Genomic DNA, 15620 nt, shown 5'->3' with positions numbered 1-15620 from the left:
TGGCTGTCATCGGCGCTTTCGCAAATCTCCGTCGCTGCAGGAAACGATCCGACGCTAAAGCTGCCGATCTTCCCCCTTGAGGGGGAAATGGCCGGCAGGCCAGAGGGGGGTGCTCGCGCGCCAACAGAACAATGACCAAACAACGCCTCTATCTCTTCGACACAACCCTCCGCGATGGCCAGCAGACGCCGGGCATCGACTTTTCCGTCGAGGACAAGATCGCGATTGCCAAGCTGCTCGATGAGTTCGGCATGGACTATGTCGAAGGCGGCTATCCCGGCGCCAATCCGACCGACACCGCCTTCTTCCGGCAGAAGCGCACGGCGAAGGCAAAGTTCGTCGCCTTCGGCATGACCAAGCGGGCAGGCGTGTCGGCATCCAACGACCCGGGCCTGGCAGCGCTCGTGCAGTCCAAGTCCGACGCCATCTGCTTCGTCGCCAAGAGCTGGGACTATCATGTCCGCGTCGCGCTCGGCTGCACCAATGAGGAAAACCTCGACTCGATCAACGCGTCGGTCGAAGCAGCTGTTGCCGCCGGCAAGGAAGCGATGGTCGATTGCGAGCATTTCTTCGACGGCTTCAAGGCCAATCCGGACTACGCACTGGCCTGCGCCAGGACCGCCTATGATGCCGGCGCGCGCTGGGTGGTGTTGTGCGACACCAATGGTGGCACGCAGCCCTCGGAAGTGCGCGCCATCGTCGACAAGGTCATTGTTTCAGGCATTCCGGGCGGCCATCTCGGCATCCATGCCCATGACGACACCGGCCAAGCGGTGGCCAATTCGCTCGCCGCCGTCGAGGCCGGCGTGCGCCAGATCCAGGGCACGCTGAACGGCATCGGCGAGCGCTGCGGCAACGCTAATCTGGTCTCGATCGTACCGACGCTGGCGCTGAAGCCGGCTTTCGCCGATCGCTTCGAAACCGGCATCTCGGCCGAGGCGCTGACCGGGATATCCCGGCTTTCCCGCGCCTTCGACGAATTGCTGAACCGCGCTCCGGAAGCGCAGGCGCCCTATGTCGGCGCCTCAGCCTTCGCCACCAAGGCCGGCATCCATGCCTCCGCCCTGGCCAAGGAGCCGGCGACCTATGAACATGTGCCGCCCGAGGCGGTAGGCAACCGCCGCCGCGTTATGGTTTCGGACCAGGGCGGCAAGGCCAATTTCCTCGCCGAGCTGAAGCGGCGCGGCATCGATGTGCCCAGAGACGACCATCGTCTCGATGCGCTGATCTCGGTGGTCAAGGAGCGCGAGGCCGAGGGCTACGCCTATGAGGGCGCCGATGCCTCCTTCGAGCTGTTGGCGCGCAAAATGCTGCACGGCCTGCCGGAGTTCTTCAACGTCACTTCGTTCCGCTGCATGGTCGAGCGCCGCTTCGATGTCAACGGCCAGTTGAAGACGGTCTCCGAAGCCATCGTCAAGGTGATGGTCGAGGGCGAGGAGAAGATGTCGGTGGCCGAAGGCCACGGCCCGGTCAACGCGCTCGACATCGCGTTGCGCAAGGACCTCGGCAAGTTCCAGAGCGAGATCGCCGACATGGAGCTCGCCGATTTCAAGGTGCGTATCCTCAATGGCGGCACCGAGGCGATCACTCGCGTCCTGATCGAATCGCATGACGGCACCGGCGCACGCTGGTGGACGGTCGGCGTGTCGGAAAACATCATCGACGCCTCCTTCCAGGCGCTGATGGATTCGATCGTCTACAAGCTGATGAAGAACCGCGACATGGCGGGATTGGTGGCGGCGGAGTAGGGTTGCAAGACGTGGGTTTCCTCGCCACCCGAAGTGGGGCGAGGACCTGGCGCCGCCCCTTGAGCCATCAGCGGAAGTCCATTGATCCATCATAATTTTGCGATGGTTTTGGATGGCCCACTGGGCCATAGCGTTTGCCATGGCCAGCGACACGATCCAGCCCGACGCCGACTCCAAAGCCCGCAGCGGCTTTCTCCTCGCGCTCGGCGCTTATCTGCTATGGGGCCTGTTGCCCTTCTACATGAAGGCGGTTGCGCATCTGCCGCTGATCGAGGTGATCGCCCACCGCATCGTCTGGTCGGTGCCGATTGCCGCCGCGGTGCTGGTCTGGGCCGGTCGGACCGCCGATTTCAAGGCGGCAATCCGCTCGCCGCGCAGCATCGCCATGGCGGCGCTGACGGCGACCCTGATCTCCGTCAATTGGGCCATCTATGTCTGGGCGATCTCGGTTGACCGCACCGTCGAGACGGCGCTCGGCTATTACATCAACCCACTGGTCAGCATCGTCGTTGGCGCGGCTCTTCTCGGCGAGAAGCTCGACCGGCTGCAGATCGCGGCCGTGGCACTGGCGGCGATCGCCGTTGCCGTGCTCACCGTCGACGCCGGCAAATTGCCCTGGGTGTCGCTGGCGCTGGCCTTTTCCTTCGCTGCCTATGGGTTCTTCCGCAAGACGTTGCCGATCGGCCCGAGCCAGGGCTTTCTGCTCGAAGTGCTTTTGCTGTCGGTGCCGGCGCTTGCCTACATCGTCTTCCTGGTCGTCAACGGCCAGGACCATTTCATCTCCAGCAACGGCACCGATATGGCTTTGCTCATCGGCTGCGGCCCAGTCACCTCGGTGCCGCTGCTTCTGTTCGCCTTCGGCGCCAAGCTTCTGCGCCTCTCCACCATCGGCATCATGCAGTACATCGCACCGACCATGGTGTTCCTGATCGCCGTGCTGATTTTCGACGAGCCGTTCGGCACCACGCAAGCAATTGCCTTCGCGCTGATCTGGGCGGCATTGGCGATGTATTCCTGGTCGATGTTTCGTGGCCGTGAAATCCGCCCGGTGGCGTTGGCCCCGAAGTAGGGAGCCTTTCGATGTACGTGCTGCATATCGCCAACAAGAACTATTCGTCATGGTCGCTGCGGCCATGGGTGCTGATGCGCACCCTCGACATTCCGTTCGAGGAGCAATTGACGCCGTTTCCGACCGGGCCCAGTTTCGATCTCTACCGGGCGTTCTCGCCCAGCGGGCGTGTGCCTTGCCTGGTGGATGACGGCTGGGCTGTCTGGGATTCGCTGGCTATTGCCGAGTACCTTGCCGAGCGCCACCATGGTGTGTGGCCTGCCGAGGCCAAGGCGCGAGCCTGGGCGCGCTCGGCCGCCGCCGAAATGCATTCTGGTTTCACGGCCTTGCGCGGCGCATACCCGATGAATTGCGGCTTGCGGGTGAAACCGTTGCCGATGTCGGACGCGCTGACGCAGGATCTGTTCCGTTTGGGCGATCTCTGGAACGATGGCCTTGCCCTGTTCGGCGGGCCGTTCCTTGCCGGCGGCCATTTTACCGCCGTCGACGCCTTCTTTGCTCCGGTGGCGTTCCGTGTGCTATCCTATGGGCTGTCTTTCGAAGGGGCAGCTGCAGCCTATCCCCCGCAATTGCTTGGCCTGCCGGCCATGCAGGAATGGTATGCGGCGGGTCTCGCCGAGACCTGGCGGGAGCCGGACCATGAGGCGGAGGTCGCTGCCGCCGGCACCATCGTCGAGGATCTTCGCGCTACGGCGTGATGAGCATTCCAGGAAAAGCGCGTCGCGTTCCCTTGGGAATTGCGTGAAAACAAAGGGATCGGGGCGTTACGTCCGCCCGAGCCGCCTTACGAACATGTAGGTCGCCGCGGCGATCACGATCGAAACCGCCGAGACCACCCAGAAGCCCATCGGCGTATTGACCATGGGCAGGCCACCGACATTCATGCCGAACAGGCCTGATATGATGTCATCGGCAACAGCACCGCCGTCATCACCGACAGCACATAGAGCAGCTGGTTGGACTGCATTGTCAGCTTGGCCATCAACTCGTCCTGCAGCAACCTTGCGCGTGCCTGCAACTGCTCGCCGTCGTGATAGAGCGTGTGTGCCCTGTGCGAGAGCCTTGTCGCCATGTCATTGATCCGATCGGGCAGCTCATTGCGATGCGAATGGTCGAGATGGCGAAAAAGGTTTGTGAGCGTCGCCATCTGCCGGTGGATGACCACCAGTTGACGGCGCGCCTCGACCAGCGCCTGCCGCTCGCCGTGCCAGGCATCGCGCACGATACGGTCCTCGATGCCGTCCAGCGTATCGCCAAGACCGTGGAGCTCGGCCGCCATGCCGTCGAGCGACTGGCCCATGACCGCTTCGACCAGATCGGCGGGGGAGCGGAATTTGCGCGAGCCGCTCTCCACCGCCTTGCGGATGAGATCGACCGATTCCAGTGGCTGCTTGCGCGCGCCGATCAGCGTCTTGTCGTTGAGCGCAAAACGGAAATGGCCGAGCCCGCGCGCTTCCGCCGAATAGTCGTGGCGCAGATCCGGCAGGTCGCCATAAAGCCAGGCATCCTCGAGATCGATGTGGCAACCCTGGCTGGCGCCGAGGAAAGCTTCGCGCACCGGCCCGGGCAGAGCCTGCTCGGCGGCGATCTCATGACGGGCGCGCAGGTCGGACAGCTGGTAGCTGCGCCATGTCCATGCAACCTCGGCCGCGTCCTTGGTGCGCAGGCCCTCGGCGGTGAAATGGTAGATGAAGAACAGCCCGTGCTCGTCGGGCAGGTAAGGCGACAGGCCTTCCGCGTTGAGAGCAATGTTCACGGCTCGCCTCGCCAAGAAATTTCGACCAGGTTCAGATTTCGACTATGCCGACGCGCGGATGCCGACCCGTCCTTCGTAACACGAGGGAGGCGGGTTCCGTGTGACGGTTTCTTGACAGGCGATCACAGTTTGTCGAGCAGCGTTTAGAGTGTTTGCTGCTATCGCCGACGAATGGAGCTCACCCATCGCAATGGTCCGGTCAATCGCCATCTGCGTGACGCAAGCGCCGCATCGCGCTCCGCCACCAGGTCGTCTCGGATCCTGGCCAGCGCGCCACGCTCGGCTACGAGGCCGTCTTGGCCCAGGGCGAGCGCGTCACGCTCCGCCATGAAGCTGTCTCGGGCTTGGATGAGGTCCTGCTGGGCGTGAGCAAGCGCATCACGCTCCGCCATGAAGCTGTCTCGGGCTTGGATGAGGTCCTGCTGGGCGTGAGCGAGCGCGTCACGCTCCGCCATGAAGCTGTCTCGGTCTCGGATGAGGGCCTGTTGGGCGTCAGCGAGGGCGTCACGCTCGACGATGCCCTTTCCCAGTTCGCCGTGTAGCCGTTTAGCGGCCAGGTTCCCTGCGGCAACGGCCTTGCCAACCACATCGCAGCTCTCATCGAACGTCGCCCGCACCCTGTCGAGCTGGTCGCGCAAGTCCTGGCTGTCGCCTTCAGACGCCATACTGCGCAAAATGGCATAGGCACTGCGGACTAACGGCGTGGCATCCGGATGGTTTTGCAGATCAGCGACCGAGGCCCGCTGATGATGCAGATCCTTGTCCAGGAACTCGGCGATTGCGGCGTCGGCGTGATCGGACGTGACAGGCCAGACGATTCCGGTCTCCCTGGCCGCGCGGTCCATCTGATGTCGCCAGTCGCTCAACAGGTCTTCGTGGCGCAGGATACAGCGCGGCATGTGTCGCGAATGATGCTCCGCTTCGAGCACGTGCCTGAGCCACAGCATGAACGCTGTCGGCAGTGCCATTTGATCCCGTTCCTGCAGCGAACAGGCGACTTCGAGCGGGTTGCGAACAGGCAGAAATGCGATCGGGTCAATCCTGAGATCGGCCAGGATCGAGGCTATGAAGGGAAGGAACCGGCAGATCCGCGGATCCTTGACGAAAAACAGGGGGGCATCGCCGAACTCGCTGGCAATGATCGCCGTCATCATGGGCCGAAATCGCTCGGCTGCCGGCGACTGCAGCCACTGCCGATCTAGCGGCAGCCAATCTTGCCAGGAGGAGGCGGCCGCCGTGAGCAGGTGGTCGTCGGCGATGGTGAGTGGGGTACTTTCCCAATGTCCCTTGGGATTGTGGAGGCTCCCGGGCAGCAGATGTTTCGGCGGCGTGGCTCCATGCGCGGCGACGAGGGCGCCGAGCGCCGAGGTGCCGCTGCGGTGCATTCCGAGGACCAGGATCGCCGTCCTTGGTTCCGACGCGATCTCGCCCTTCGCGGCCGTCAATCGCTCGCGCGGATTCATCTCCCCTTTGTCTCGCTCTCCAAATTTCCGTTCCCGCCCAATGTTCTCCGATAACCAACTGCGAAGCGGGCTGCAAATGGAAATCGTCGCCAACGTGCTTACATTGCGCACAAGACGGAGCTCAAGAAAAGCTGGACAGATCGAAGTCAGCTGCCCCAACGCTACAGATCCTTGCCAAGCAGATGCAGTCGATCAGTGGCTTCGCATTGGACTTCTGCTTCTGGGCCAGGCTGGCCTTGTTGCTGTCGCCGTCCAGGTGTTGCCCAGTGTTTCGTAGCCGGCAGCCTTGAGCGCCAGCACGACGCGGCGCAGTTGGTGCGCCAGGCCGACGACACCAACCGGGCTCAATTCCTGGCCGCCTGCGCCAAGGCCGGCTTCGTCCTCACATCTTGTCAATTACAGACTGCACGCCTTCCGTCGGCGCATCGACCGACGACCCCGCCACCATGATGGCGGCGACGATGGCCTCGGGGTCTTCGACCACCAGCGGCTTGACCCGTTGCGCGGTGTGGATGAAGCCTTCGCTGGCCATATGGTCGAGCAGCGCCAGCATCGGATCCCAGAATCCTTGAACGTTGGCGAAGACGATCGGCTTGCGGTGATGGCCGAGCTGGCCCCAGGTCATGATCTCGACGATTTCCTCGACCGTGCCGATGCCGCCAGGCAGCGCCACAAAGGCGTCGGATTTCTCGAACATCTTGTGCTTGCGCTCGTGCATGTTGTCGGTGATCAGCAACTCGTCGAGCCGGTCAAGCGCGGTTTCGGTCGCCTCCTTGTTGATGAGGAAGCGCGGAATGATGCCCGTTACCTTGCCGCCGGCCTTGAGCGCGCCTTCGGCGACTGCGCCCATAATGCCTTTGGTGCCGCCGCCATAGACCAGCCGCAGGCCGGCTTTGGCGAGCGAGCGGCCAAGCAGGTGCCCGGCCTTGGCATAGATTTCATCGCGGCCCGGAGACGAGCCGCAATAGACGCAGACGGATCGAATCGTGTTCATTCGTGATTGGTGATTGGGTCTGAATGCGGGGTCAAGCCCCAAGGGCTGACAAGCCCGGGCTTTTTCTTGTCGGTGCCGGCAAAACACGCTAGACCGGCTTCAGGTGGCTAAGGGGTAGGGGAAATATGGCTGTTAATCCATTGAAGGCGTTTCTGTTCGCGGCCGGTGGGACCGTCGCGGTCGTCGGAACCGCCTATGTATCGGGCGCACTCGACCCGTATCTGAATCCCACGCCGCCTGCGGCGATTGCATCGCTGACGCCGCCGGCTGAAAAGCTGGCCGATCCGGGGACCGAGGGAAGGCTGCCGCCGGCGCCCGCCGCGCCCACCGATGCCAAGGCTCCCGCAGCACCCGCGCCTGCCGACGCAACGGCTCCCGCGACCGAAGCTGCGGCTCCGGCGGCACCTGCCGCGCCCGCTGCTGCCCCAACAACCCCAGCGCCGGCCGCGGCCGGCCCGGTTGCGCCGAGCTTCGACGTCGTGCGCGTCGAAAGCAACGGCTCGATCGTCGTTGCCGGCAATGCTGCGCCCAATTCGAAGATCGAGATCCTCAACGGCTCCTCGGTGCTTGGCTCGACTGTCGCCGGTCCGGACGGCGCCTTCGTCATCGTTCTCGATGATCCGCTGAAGCCCGGCGACTATACGATTGCGTTGCGCGCGACGGCCGGCGATGTGGTTACCCCTTCCGTGCAGACCGCCGTCGTTTCGGTTCCCAAGGACGCCGCCGGCCAGGTGCTGGCGATGGTCGAGGAACCCGGCAAGCCGGCCGAGCTGCTTAGCGTCCCGGCGCCTGAGCCCGCGGCACCGGCCGCCGGCGATCAGGCCGCTGCCCCGGCCGCCGATGCACCTGCCGCGACCGCACCCGCCGCTCCCGCTGAAACCGCGCCTGCAGCTCCGGCTGTGGAAGCCGCCGCCGCTCCGGCAGCACCGGTGCCGGCACCGGCGGCACCGGCAACGCCGCCGGCTGCCGCCGTGGCTGAACCCAAGATCGTCGTCGAAGCGGTCGAGATCGACGGCGACAAGATTTTCGTTGCCGGTCTGGCTGACGCCGGCCGCAAGGTGCGCGCCTATGCCAACGATATCCTGCTTGGTGATGCGGTGACCTCGCCCGACGGTCATTTCCTGGTCGAGGCAACGCGCGATATCCCGGTCGGCAACTACACCATCCATGTCGACGGTCTCGATGCCGACGGCGTGAAGGTGGTAGCGCGCGCCGCCGTGCCGTTCGAGCGCGAACCCGGCGAAGCGATCGCCGCCGTGGCGCCCGCGGAGGCCAAGCCCACCGAGACCAAGCCCACCGAGATCAAGCCCGCCGAAGCAAAGCCTGCTGAGCCGGCCGCACCGGCTGCTGCCGAAGCACCGGCCGCTCCGAAGCCTGCGGCGCCAGCCACTATCGCGGCTGCCCCTGCGAAGCCCGCACCAGCTGCTGCCGCATCCGCACCAGCCGCACCGGCGGCTGAAGCGCCGGCTCCGGCTGCCCCGGCGGTTGCCGGGGCACCTGCGGCACCGGCAGCGCCTGCCGCTGAGGTTCCAGCCGTCGTCGCGGCGGCAACGCCCGATGTGCCAGAGACGGTGGCGCCAAAGCTTGAACATGCCGACGGCGCGGTGATCATCCGCAGGCACGACACGCTGTGGCGGATCTCACGGCGCGTCTACGGTCACGGCGTGCGCTTCTCGACCATCTATCTCGCCAACCAGGACCAGATCAGCGATCCCGACCGCATCTGGCCGGGGCAGGTGTTCAAGGTTCCGGAAAAGTCCAAGGAAGGCGAAGCCGCCGACCTCAAGGCGATGGGCGAGCAAGTGACGACGGCGCAGACGAAGACGCAGTAGTTTGGCGATTGGCTAATCTCCCCCCAAGTGGGGGAGATTGCCGGCAGGCCAGAGGGGGTCGCCGCGCATAGAACGCCGACCTTCTCTTTGCTGCAAACGACGTTGCGTCAGGACGTACCGACCCCCTCTGTCGCCTTCGGCGACATCTCCCTCTCGAGGGGGGAGATTAGGTCGCTCTACCCATCGGGTTAGCTTGCCACGCACCCGTTCATCGTCTATCGCCGATGAACGATGGCAGACTCGCTCGCTGAACCAGACCACGCAAACTGCGCACCGCCCCAAAGCCGCGCCGTTGCCGCGAGCTTCGCCGCACTCTCGCACCCGGCGCGCATCGAGATCCTTAGACATCTCTCGGCCAGCAATTCCTGCTGCTGCCGCGAGGTGGTCGATCATCTCGATCTGGCGCAGTCCACCGTGTCCCAGCATCTGAAGATCCTGGTCGAAGCCGGGCTGGTCCGCTTCGAGCCCGACCGCCAGCGCTCGCGCTATCAACTCGACCGCGCCGCGCTCGCCGACGTTTCCGCATCGCTGACCGCACTCGTCAATTCCTGCTGCTCCGGCCGCTGATCTCTCACCAAAAGGCAAGAAAAGTGGCAGAAAAAACCGTTTCCGATAGCTCGACCTTCGGCACCTTGCGCAATCTGTGGCCCTATATGTGGCCGGCCGACCGCCCCGATCTCAGGGCACGCGTCACCTGGGCGACGCTGCTTCTGGTCGTTGCCAAGCTGACGCTGGTTGCCGGGCCCTATTTCTTCAAATGGGCGACGGATGCCCTGGCCGGCGACGCCAAATCGCCGCCGCCGCTGCCATCTTTCCTGCTGGCGCCGGTGATGCTGGTCGTCGCCTACAATGTCGTGCGGCTGGTGCAGCTTGGCTTCAACCAGCTGCGCGACGCGCTGTTTGCCCGCGTTGGCCAATATGCGGTGCGCCAGCTCGCGTTCCGCACCTTCGTTCACATGCACCAGCTGTCGCTGCGCTTTCACCTCGAGCGCCGCACCGGCGGCCTGTCGCGCATCATAGAGCGCGGCACCAAGGGCATCGAGACGATCGTGCGCTTCATCATGCTGAACACGGCGCCGACCATCCTCGAATTCGCGCTGACCACCGGCATCTTCGCCTACACCTATGGCTGGAAATATGTGGTCGTGGTGGCGGCCACGGTGTGGCTCTACGTCTGGTTCACGGTTCGCGCCAGCGACTGGCGCATTTCGATCCGCCGCGACATGAACGACAGCGACACCGACGCCAACACCAAGGCGATCGACTCGCTGCTCAACTACGAGACCGTCAAATACTTCAACAACGAGGGTATGGAGGCTGAGCGCTTCGACCGTTCGATGGCGCGCTATGAAATGGCGGCGACCAGAATATGGACCTCGCTCGGTTGGCTGAATTTCGGCCAGGGCATCATCTTCGGTCTCGGCACCGTCATCGTCATGTGCATGTCGGCGCTGGAGGTGCAGGCCGGCACGCAGACGGTCGGCGATTTCGTCTTCATCAACGCCATGCTGATGCAGCTTGCGGTGCCGCTCAATTTCATCGGCTTCATCTACCGCGAAATCCGCCAGGGGCTGACCGACATCGAGCAAATGTTCGACCTGCTCGATGTGCCGCAGGAAATCACCGACAAGCCGGATGCCAAGCCACTGGCCGTTACAGCCGGCAAGGTCGAGTTCCGCGACGTGCATTTTGCCTACGATCCCAACCGCAAGATCCTGAAAGGTGTCTCCTTCGAGGTGCCGGCCGGCAAGACGGTGGCCATTGTCGGACCGTCCGGCGCCGGCAAGTCGACGATTTCGCGGCTGCTATTCCGCTTCTACGACGTCCAGGGTGGTCAGGTGCTGATCGACGGCCAGGACGTCAGGGATGTGACCCAGCAGAGCCTGCGCGGCGCGATCGGCATGGTGCCGCAGGACACCGTGCTGTTCAACGACACCATCGCCTACAACATCCGTTACGGTCGCATCGGTGCCAGCGAAGAGGATATGCAGAAAGCCGCCGAGCTTGCCCAGATCGGCCCGTTTATCGAACGGCTGCCGGAAGGTTATCGCTCGATGGTCGGTGAGCGCGGGCTAAAGCTGTCGGGCGGCGAAAAGCAGCGCGTGGCGATTGCCCGCACGATTTTGAAGGCGCCGCCGATCCTGATGCTCGACGAGGCGACCTCGGCGCTGGACAGCCACACCGAACAGGAAATCCAGGCCGCCCTCGACCTGGTCAGCAAGGGCCGCACCACCATCGTCATTGCGCATAGGTTGTCGACGGTGATCACCGCCGACGAGATCATCGTGCTCAAGGACGGCGAGATCGCCGAGCGCGGCACCCATGCCGAGCTGATGCAAAAGCATGGCCTCTACGCGTCGATGTGGGACCGCCAGCGCGAAGCGACAGAAGCCGAAGAGAGGCTTCGAGTTGCACGCGAGAGCGATGAGCTGGGTGTGGTTGTGCGCAGGCGGACTTCGGAGGTGAGCTAGGCGGCGGAGCGCCGATCTCCCCCCCTTGAGGGCATAGGCGCTAAGATAGGTATTGCCCTGCGGAATCGGGTGTGATTCTACACTGCGATGACACACGAATCGCTTGTTGATGACGGCTGGGCCGAGACGATTGAGCTTCTGGGCGGCGAAGAGTTGATCGCAGCAAGTGCCCGCGAGACGAAGGCGTTCCTGCGCCCGCGCGGCGTCAGGTCGGCGAGCGACCTGTTGCGCCTGACACTGGCTTACTGCCTTGGCAAGGTTGGCATGCGGGGCGTCGTGGCCTGGGCGGCGGCGAGCGGGATAGCCGACATTTCGGACGTGGCGTTGCTTGGCCGGCTGCGCAATGCAGGACCATGGCTGCAGCAGTTGATTGGGCACCTTTTGAAGCGCGAGGATGCAGGTTTGGCCAAAGGCCGACTGGTTCGCATCCTCGATGCGACAGCGGTTGCCAAGGCCGGTGCGTATGAGAAGAAGAAAAATGGTCTTTGGCGCATGCACTGCGCCTTCGAGCTTGAGCGCGAGCAGTTCGACTTCATCGAGATCACCGATCAGAGCGAGGCCGAGCTGATCGACCGCGTGCCGGTGGTGCCGGGCGAGATCCGCATCGGTGACCGCGCCTATCTGCAGGCCGAGCGGATCGCAAAGGTGATGGCGCAAGGCGGCGATGTTGTTGTGCGCGCGTCGTGGAAAAACGCGCGATGGCTCGACGCCAACGGCAGGGCGTTCGATCTCATCGGCTACCTGGAGAACTGCCGGGAGGAAGTCTGCGAAACGCCTGCCCGGCTGGCACTCAAGAAGGGCGAGCCTGTGAAGATGCGCCTGATCGCCTTGCGCAAATCCGAGGCTGCGGCACAAGAAGCGCGGCGCAAAATCAACAAGGAAGCCAGGGCCAAGGGCAACAAGGTTCAACCACAGACGCTGATTGCGGCCGGCTTCGTCCTGCTTGTGACCTCGCTTGACCGGGAGGAGTTTCCCGCCGATACGGTCCTCAAGCTCTACCGCATGCGCTGGCGCATCGAACTCGCCTTCAAGCGCCTGAAGAGCCTGATCGGGCTGCGCTCTCCTCCCGCCAAAGACCCAAGGATCGCAAGGCCTTGGATCCTTGCCCACTTCCTCATCGCGCTCGTGACCGAACCCCTCTCGCAGGAGTTGGGTGTCTCTCCCCCTTGAGCGACGGGCGCCCGCTACTGTGGCGCGCCACCCGCCAGATCGTCGCCTCTCTGATCGCGACCATCTTTACTCAACCTTCCTTGGCGGCCCTGCGCCGAAATCTCCGTGCCTTGCGATATCGCTGGCGCGAACCACCACGAAAGCGCAAATTTCAGTCCATGCCAAAGCTATCTTAGCGCCTATGCCCTTGAGGGGGAGATGTCGCCGAAGGCGACAGAGGGGGTCGCAGCGCGTGGAGCGCTAACCTTCATCGGTCGCAAGGGGGGCGCATCCAGTCGAACCGACCCCTCTGGCCTGCCGGCCATCTCCCCCTCAAGGGGGGTGATATGCAGCGTCGTCGCCATCATCACCACCGAAAATTTCCCCTTGACCTCAACCTAAGTTGAGATCGCAAACCCGTTCCTGAGCCACCGAACCCAAGTCGTTCAAGAACGGAGACAGATTCAAATGGATAAACTTGCCGAGGCAGCCGTGTTCAGGGTCGACAAATTCGTCGTTCCTGCCGAGGCCCGTGAAGAAATCCTTCGCAAGGTCAGGGCAACGCATGAACTGCTGCGCCTGCAGCAAGGCTTCGTCCAGGATTTCGTGCTCGAGCAATTTTCGGGTCCGGGCGAGTTCAACCTGGTCACCATTGTCGAATGGGAAAACCAGGCGGCCGTCGACAATGTCGTGCCGATCGTCAAGGCGGCCCACGAGCGGGCGGGCTTCAACCCGCAGGAGACCATTGCCCGGCTGGGTGTGAAGGCCGATATCGCCAACTATCAGCGTCTGCCTGAGATGTAGGAGGGCCAGCCCGTGCCAGGTGCTGGCGCCTCGACGCTCAGCACCTGGCCGGTGCGGGCATCGCTGATCATGTTCTCGAAACCACGCCATTCGGCGGCGACGATGAACAGTGTCGTGCCATCCGGCCCGCCCAGCATGCAGGCAAAGCAGCCGCGATCGGCATCGACTGTCTGCAACACCTCGCCACCTTCGCGCACCCGCACACAGCGTTTGTTGGGAACATCCGCATACCAGGCAGTTCCTTCGGCATCGAGGCAGACGCCGTCGGGAAAGCCATCGAGATCGGCCCAGACCCGGCGGTTGGAAAGCCCGCCATCCTCCGCGATATCGAAGGCGGTCAGCCGGTTGGCATGCGACTCCGCCACGATCAGTGTCCTGTTGTCCGGCGTCACCGCCATGCCGTTGGCGAAAGCGATGTTCTCGGCCACTTGTCGAACCGAGCCGTCCGGCGTGATCAGCACGATGGTGCCGGGCCCGAAATGCTCGCCCGGTGCAGGCGCCGACCCGCCGCCATTGACATAGATGTTGCCGCGCCCGTCGACGACGATCTCGTTCCACGGGCTGTTTGACAGCGACCGAAGATCGGAATGGGTGGCCAGCGTTCCATCCGCCTCCTGCCGCAGCAACAAGCCATCCCGACCCGAGACGATCAGCAATCGGCCATCCGGCAACCAGTCGATCGAATAGGGCAGGATGGCCGGCACGGTGAGCATCACCTGGTTCCCGCCGTCCTCATCCACCGCGACGATCTCTCCGGTTCCCCAGTTGCAGAGCCACAGGCGTCCGTCGTGCCAGCGGGGAGACTCTCCGAAAGCGAGGCCTTCTGTAATGACCTTGGCGTTCAGGGCGACTGATTTCGAGGATGGCATCTCTGACCCTGGTTTGTCGACTCGCCGCAATTCGGCATTGTCGCGAAGCGCTTTCCTGCCAAGGACGTATGAATCTGTGGCGCCCCGACACCGTCGACAATTTCGGCAAACCATCGTGCGGATGCCTCTGGATCAGAGTGCCTTTAATCCTTGAGGGCAGCTGATATTGTCGCGTCGGAAATAACCCGTTCGCGCAAGTTTTGCGACCAAGAGAGTATTTTCGATGTTCGGTTTCTTTTCCCGCAAATCCAAGAAAACGTCCGAGAAGTCGGCATCAGATTCTGGAAAGCAGTTGGAATTCGGCCTGCCGTTGCCAGTCGTCGTACTGCGTTCGAACGTTGAGGATCCTGATGAAGAGCCGTTTTTTCTCGTCTTCGCTGTCATGCAATTCGTCACAGCGATGGTTTCCAAAGGACTCTATCGTTATCCCGAAATCGACACCAAGGCGATGCAGGTCCTTCATGCCGACTCGTACTCTTCGGAGGTAAAGAACGGCGGCCATAGTCAATTCATCCACAATGCCGGGCAGGAAATCGGCGCCATGATTGCCAACGCACGAGCTGGACTCACTGCTTGTGGCGCAAAGGGCCAGCTTGCGACTTTGGAAAAGATGTCCAGCTGGATTGCAGACCATCCCAACGAAGCCGCCCAGCAGACGGGCTTCGAGGGCGGGCGGGATGATTTTCTCGATACACTTGATCATGCGTTCTACGTTGCGGATGAGGCCGCGCCCATGGAAAACCTTTTGGCGCGCTGGATCGCGTCATGGCCTGATCTGCAAGTTGTCGATAGTGACGATTACGACGACGTCATACACCGGCTGGTGATGGCCAATCCGAAGCGCGAAGGCAGGCTTCTTCATAAGTCCGTTGGCAACTTGGCAGGCCAGATGATCTTGAGCTGGCGCGATGTCGGGGCCGGCCTTGCCTGCGCCAAGATCGCGCCGCCCGAGATCAAAATCGCGTTCGGCATGGCAAGGATGCTGAACATAGAAGGAGAGAAACAGCTGGTTTTTCAACTTCAGACCAGCGCGAAGAAGACCCGACTATGCAGTGCGACGGAGACACACGTCACGGTCTACGAGTACATCGCTCCAGAAGAGTTGCTTGTCATACCGCCAGGCGAGAGCCCGCTAGCGCCAAGCTTGGCATTGCTGAAGAGCCCGAGATCACAGCGGTCATTGAGCTGGCGGAACAATACCATGCTCCCGCCGCCGTCGACCTCCTGCTCCGCAAGGCAGGCTTCGACCCGACGGATGCCATCGTTCTGCGAATTCGGTGGTGCAGAAGGAGGAAGGAGCAATCGTGAATTGGGTGGTGCTGGCATCAGGCCAAGTCTTCCTTTTCCAATCGTTGCGGAACGGCGGTGTCCTCTTGCGCTGCAAGGATGATGAAAGCCTCGCTGAGGCCGCTATGGCCGAGCTCAATGCCCACTTTTATCGCTCCGCTGCGGCGGGTTAGCGACA

The 15620-nt window shown here is 63.0% G+C and carries 13 protein-coding genes and 1 pseudogene; 9 read left to right on the top strand and 5 right to left on the bottom strand.

What is annotated here, in order from left to right; all coding sequences use genetic code 11:
* Positions 1–131 precede the first annotated feature (131 nt).
* The 3 genes from cimA (at position 132) to NLY42_RS27635 (ending at position 3515) form a co-directional block, all read left to right on the top strand.
* Positions 132–1748, top strand: a complete 1617-nt coding sequence (cimA, locus tag NLY42_RS27645; RefSeq protein ID WP_023756389.1) for a citramalate synthase — start codon at positions 132–134, stop codon at positions 1746–1748.
* A gap of 139 nt (positions 1749–1887) precedes the next feature.
* The gene (gene rarD / locus NLY42_RS27640; RefSeq protein ID WP_023742610.1) at positions 1888–2817 is read left to right on the top strand and encodes an EamA family transporter RarD; all 930 of its coding nucleotides are present in this window, start codon (positions 1888–1890) and stop codon (positions 2815–2817) included.
* Positions 2818–2828: 11 nt separating this feature from the next.
* Positions 2829–3515 (top strand): glutathione S-transferase family protein, encoded by a 687-nt coding sequence (locus NLY42_RS27635; RefSeq protein ID WP_023754762.1) that lies wholly within the window; start codon positions 2829–2831, stop codon positions 3513–3515.
* A 66-nt stretch (positions 3516–3581) separates the two neighbouring features.
* Here NLY42_RS27635 and NLY42_RS27630 read toward each other — a convergent pair.
* The 4 genes and pseudogenes from NLY42_RS27630 to NLY42_RS27615 form a co-directional block, all read right to left on the bottom strand.
* A pseudogene (locus tag NLY42_RS27630) lies at positions 3582–4573 on the bottom strand (transporter).
* A gap of 158 nt (positions 4574–4731) precedes the next feature.
* Complete coding sequence (locus NLY42_RS27625; RefSeq protein ID WP_023754761.1) at positions 4732–6036, bottom strand: sulfotransferase family protein; 1305 nt, start codon at positions 6034–6036, stop codon at positions 4732–4734.
* A 192-nt stretch (positions 6037–6228) separates the two neighbouring features.
* Entirely contained in the window at positions 6229–6432 is a 204-nt protein-coding gene (locus NLY42_RS27620; RefSeq protein WP_156933749.1) for a hypothetical protein, read from the bottom strand.
* Positions 6419–7030 (bottom strand): LOG family protein, encoded by a 612-nt coding sequence (locus NLY42_RS27615; RefSeq protein ID WP_023673582.1) that lies wholly within the window; start codon positions 7028–7030, stop codon positions 6419–6421. The genes NLY42_RS27620 and NLY42_RS27615 overlap by 14 nt, the downstream gene beginning before the upstream one ends.
* A gap of 125 nt (positions 7031–7155) precedes the next feature.
* On the opposite strand from NLY42_RS27615, the gene NLY42_RS27610 reads away from it, so the two are divergent.
* The 5 genes from NLY42_RS27610 to NLY42_RS27590 all read left to right on the top strand — a co-directional run bounded on the left by NLY42_RS27610 (position 7156) and on the right by NLY42_RS27590 (position 13286).
* Positions 7156–8862, top strand: a complete 1707-nt coding sequence (locus NLY42_RS27610; protein ID WP_286488904.1) for a LysM peptidoglycan-binding domain-containing protein — start codon at positions 7156–7158, stop codon at positions 8860–8862.
* 231 nt (positions 8863–9093) lie between these two features.
* The gene (locus NLY42_RS27605; protein WP_023703210.1) at positions 9094–9429 is read left to right on the top strand and encodes an ArsR/SmtB family transcription factor; all 336 of its coding nucleotides are present in this window, start codon (positions 9094–9096) and stop codon (positions 9427–9429) included.
* A gap of 23 nt (positions 9430–9452) precedes the next feature.
* Entirely contained in the window at positions 9453–11333 is a 1881-nt protein-coding gene (locus NLY42_RS27600; RefSeq protein WP_023703211.1) for an ABCB family ABC transporter ATP-binding protein/permease, read from the top strand.
* A gap of 87 nt (positions 11334–11420) precedes the next feature.
* On the top strand, positions 11421–12503 hold the full coding sequence (locus NLY42_RS27595; protein ID WP_023754741.1) for a transposase: 1083 nt from the start codon (positions 11421–11423) through the stop codon (positions 12501–12503).
* A gap of 447 nt (positions 12504–12950) precedes the next feature.
* Positions 12951–13286, top strand: a complete 336-nt coding sequence (locus NLY42_RS27590) for an antibiotic biosynthesis monooxygenase (RefSeq protein ID WP_023685667.1) — start codon at positions 12951–12953, stop codon at positions 13284–13286.
* Here NLY42_RS27590 and NLY42_RS27585 read toward each other — a convergent pair.
* Positions 13265–14155 carry an SMP-30/gluconolactonase/LRE family protein gene (locus NLY42_RS27585; protein WP_023703212.1) on the bottom strand — a complete coding sequence of 297 codons (891 nt, stop codon included), beginning with the start codon at positions 14153–14155 and terminating at the stop codon, positions 13265–13267. The genes NLY42_RS27590 and NLY42_RS27585 overlap by 22 nt on opposite strands.
* A 223-nt stretch (positions 14156–14378) precedes the next feature.
* Between NLY42_RS27585 and NLY42_RS27580 the strand changes: the two genes are divergently transcribed.
* Positions 14379–15545, top strand: coding sequence for a DMP19 family protein (locus tag NLY42_RS27580; protein ID WP_023754738.1), 1167 nt, complete (start codon positions 14379–14381; stop codon positions 15543–15545).
* Positions 15546–15620 lie beyond the last annotated feature (75 nt).

This window comes from Mesorhizobium sp. C372A (assembly GCF_030323245.1).
In the GTDB taxonomy this organism is placed as follows: domain Bacteria; phylum Pseudomonadota; class Alphaproteobacteria; order Rhizobiales; family Rhizobiaceae; genus Mesorhizobium.
The sequence above is the reverse complement of the archived record's forward strand: the minus strand, read 5'-3'. Positions and strand labels throughout refer to the sequence as shown.